Raw genomic sequence first — 2888 nt, forward strand, 5'->3', positions numbered from 1 at the left:
AGTTCAATGGCTCCATACTTTTGTTTTGAAATTTGCCTAGCGAGGTGACGAAAGTTCTTTTGTTGATAATTAAAGTCGACTGTTTCATTATAACCAAATTTAGTTAAGATTTCAAAGGCTTTGTGCAGTTGGTTCGGTGCCACTAAGATGTCTATATCTCCGATCATCCGTTCAGCCTGATCTTTAAAAGTATTTCCTGCTAGAAGGGCCATTCCTTTAATAAAGACATGCTCTATATTTTCTTTTTTGAAAATTTCAGAAACTTCATGTGCTTCCTTTAATAAGATCTCATTTCTGCCTCTATTGATCGCCGCGATTTCTTTTAAATAGATGTTCAAATCGTTAGGAATGAGGGGGAGTAATCCTTTCGCTTTTAGCCTGCAATACAGAGCGGGTAGCATTAAATGTTTACTGGCAATGATCACGACCGCATCCCAATCAATGAAGGTGTGATTTAAATGTTCTGAAAGCGCTTCTTGATTGTCGTTAAAACTCAAGATGTCTGCAATCAGTTGCTTGGTAATGTAAACAGAACTTTTTGCCAATGGGTTCAAGTGTTAAGAGAAAACCAAAAGTAAGTAAAAAAACGGGAAATTTATATTGAATGCAATAGCTTTCTTAACTGCGCAACGGCATAGTCGTTGTCTGAATAACACAACTCAAAACACTGCACGTCTTTTAACCAATCTAAGAAAAGTTGTGCATTTGATGCCAATGGCGATAACCACGATTCTGGTATTAAAGTGGGTAATATATTTTCAATGGCGACTTCTTTTAATTGTGAGGTGGCCTGTGCATCATATTTGACATACACGATTTTTTTGCAGGGTACATGAGAAACTGCCGTATTAAAACTTTTAATGGGTGGGATGTATTTGATGTTGACGTGCTTTGAAGTGCTTTTATGGGTTGGAAATTTTTCAAAATCAGGATACATAGCTCCTAAAATTTCAAAAGCACCCTCCTTAACAGAAATCCCTGAAGGAAAGCGATACACCTCGCTGTTTGTTGCTGATAAAGGGGTGAAATCATCAGCCAAAACATCCATGCCATTGGCCATCAATACGGCTGATAAGGTGCTCTTTCCGTTACCGGAATCACCTATGATCATGATGGCTTCGTTATCATTACAAACGGTAGAGGCATGAAATGTTGCCATCCAATCAGATTCTTTTTTATTATAGAATATATTGATTAATTCTACAGCGAATTGTCCTTGTAGTAAATGATAATCTGAGGCTGGATAATGTCCAATATAAGTTTGGTCTTTAAATAGATAGAGTACGTCTTCATTTTTGAAAATATGAAAACTGGAAGTAATCGCGTTATTGTGACCCACTTTGGCATGAGCCCATTGCGGATGAATAAGATCCTTTATGTGTTCAGAACCAAAAGTTATTTTAACAGTCTTAGTACTAAAGTTATAAATCATCTCGAGACCATCGTTCGGGATTGAAGGAATTTCAGGTTTCTGAATGTCGGAGGTTGAGCTTGAGTTTGAGCTAATTAGTAATTCAGATATTTCATTATAATAGGCTTCCGCCTGTTGCGGGGGTATATCAGAATCTCTTTTTAGCTCCTTTAAAAAGTCTTTCTTAGAATTGGATGCTAAATATATGTCCACCATATCCATTAGAATATTTGAAATGGCAACATAGGCGTTAGAGGGTTCAAACCACAAAACAGAACAATTGCTCATTCTTGAGCAATGTTTTGGGGCTAAGATTATTTTCACAACTAAAAATTAGATTTAGAGAGATTTTATGTAAATCCACCTCCGTCATCATTTGGGTCTGGCAGGAGGGGGGAAGCTGCATGTGCTTTTTTAGGGTTCAATATAATAAAAGTGCCAACTGCAGTCAGTGCCGCATATTTGCCCATGCGCTGCAACGCTTCCTTTCTGGTTATTTCGGCTTTAGAGTTTTTGTTTTCCATACTACAAATATAAAAATCATTTGGTGAATATTATAATAAAATGAGGCAAATACTTATTTTCTTACTCTTTGGTGGTTGCCTTGGTTTTGTTGGCATAAAATGTGTTTTATTCTTAAACATCTCAATTGAAATCGGTATGACTAAATTTGTCTAGAAATATCTGTTGACTAATAATTGGTTTTTGTTCAGGTTTTTTGGTAATTAGTTTTTATGCTCTAGAATTAATAGCTATGAGCCACTATGGAAGGAATCAATAATGATGGGATTGAATGCTTTTCTAAATTTGAAAATTTTATAAGACGTTAATATGGCATTCACCATAAAACTTTTGTTTTACGCCTTTTATGGAGTGTTTCTGTTTCATAAGTGGCCATCTATTTTTTAACATTTCTGTCATTGTACGCTATTGAAATTTCGACTGCTGTTTATGTGCCTTTTTTTAAGTAAATTATTATCTAATTAGGATTTTTTTAATCTTATCCATTGAGCTATTCTTTAATTTGACTAGGTACATCCCCTTGCTTAAGCTTGAAATATCTACATGATTGTTAGTGCTGTGCTCATCTAGTTGTGTACTAAGCAGCATTCGGCCTTGTAAGTTAAAGACGGAAAGCACTGTGTTTGGTTCAATAGTTCCTTTGATATGTAAAGTGTGCGAACCATTGGAGGTGAATATCTGTGGACTGTTGCTAACATTTTGTCCAAAGGTCAAAGTTGCGTTGGTTATGTGTAAAAAGAAACGACCTGTTCCTGAAAGATTTGAATTTGTCAAGAACGTATAGTTGTTTGTGTTTAATAAAGTGAAGGTATTGGATAGTTTATCTTCCAAGTACACTTCAGTTTCTTCTGGCAGAATGGAGTCTGCGATACTTATCGTTATTTGTTGATCTTCAGTGGCGTTTACTCCTAATGGGATGATGGTATTATTGGAAAGGTCGGTATAAGCAAGAGAT

4 protein-coding genes are annotated in these 2888 nt (G+C 35.8%); all 4 read right to left on the bottom strand.

The features are described 5' to 3' along the window. Window positions 1-545 (bottom strand): nucleotidyltransferase family protein (locus ABIQ28_RS06250; RefSeq protein ID WP_348036019.1); only part of this gene is annotated, 545 nt, incomplete at its 3' end. Window positions 546-595: 50 nt separating this feature from the next. Continuing rightward, the gene (locus ABIQ28_RS06255) at window positions 596-1699 is read right to left on the bottom strand and encodes a hypothetical protein (protein WP_348036020.1); all 1104 of its coding nucleotides are present in this window, start codon (window positions 1697-1699) and stop codon (window positions 596-598) included. 62 nt (window positions 1700-1761) lie between these two features. Further along, window positions 1762-1935: a hypothetical protein gene (locus ABIQ28_RS06260; protein ID WP_348036021.1), complete on the bottom strand. Its 174-nt coding sequence runs from the start codon at window positions 1933-1935 to the stop codon at window positions 1762-1764. Between the two features lie 451 nt (window positions 1936-2386). Further along, window positions 2387-2888 (bottom strand): T9SS type A sorting domain-containing protein (locus ABIQ28_RS06265; protein ID WP_348036022.1); only part of this gene is annotated, 502 nt, incomplete at its 5' end.

Source organism: Gelidibacter sp. (assembly GCF_039916245.1).
Classification (GTDB): Bacteria; Bacteroidota; Bacteroidia; order Flavobacteriales; family Flavobacteriaceae; genus Gelidibacter.

Bases quoted from the DNA above. Each gene is read 5' to 3' on its own strand.
- ABIQ28_RS06260 (WP_348036021.1), bottom strand. From the start codon at position 1,935: ATGGAAAACAAAAACTCTAAAGCCGAAATAACCAGAAAGGAAGCGTTG.
- ABIQ28_RS06255 (WP_348036020.1), bottom strand. From the start codon at position 1,699: ATGAGCAATTGTTCTGTTTTGTGGTTTGAACCCTCTAACGCCTATGTT.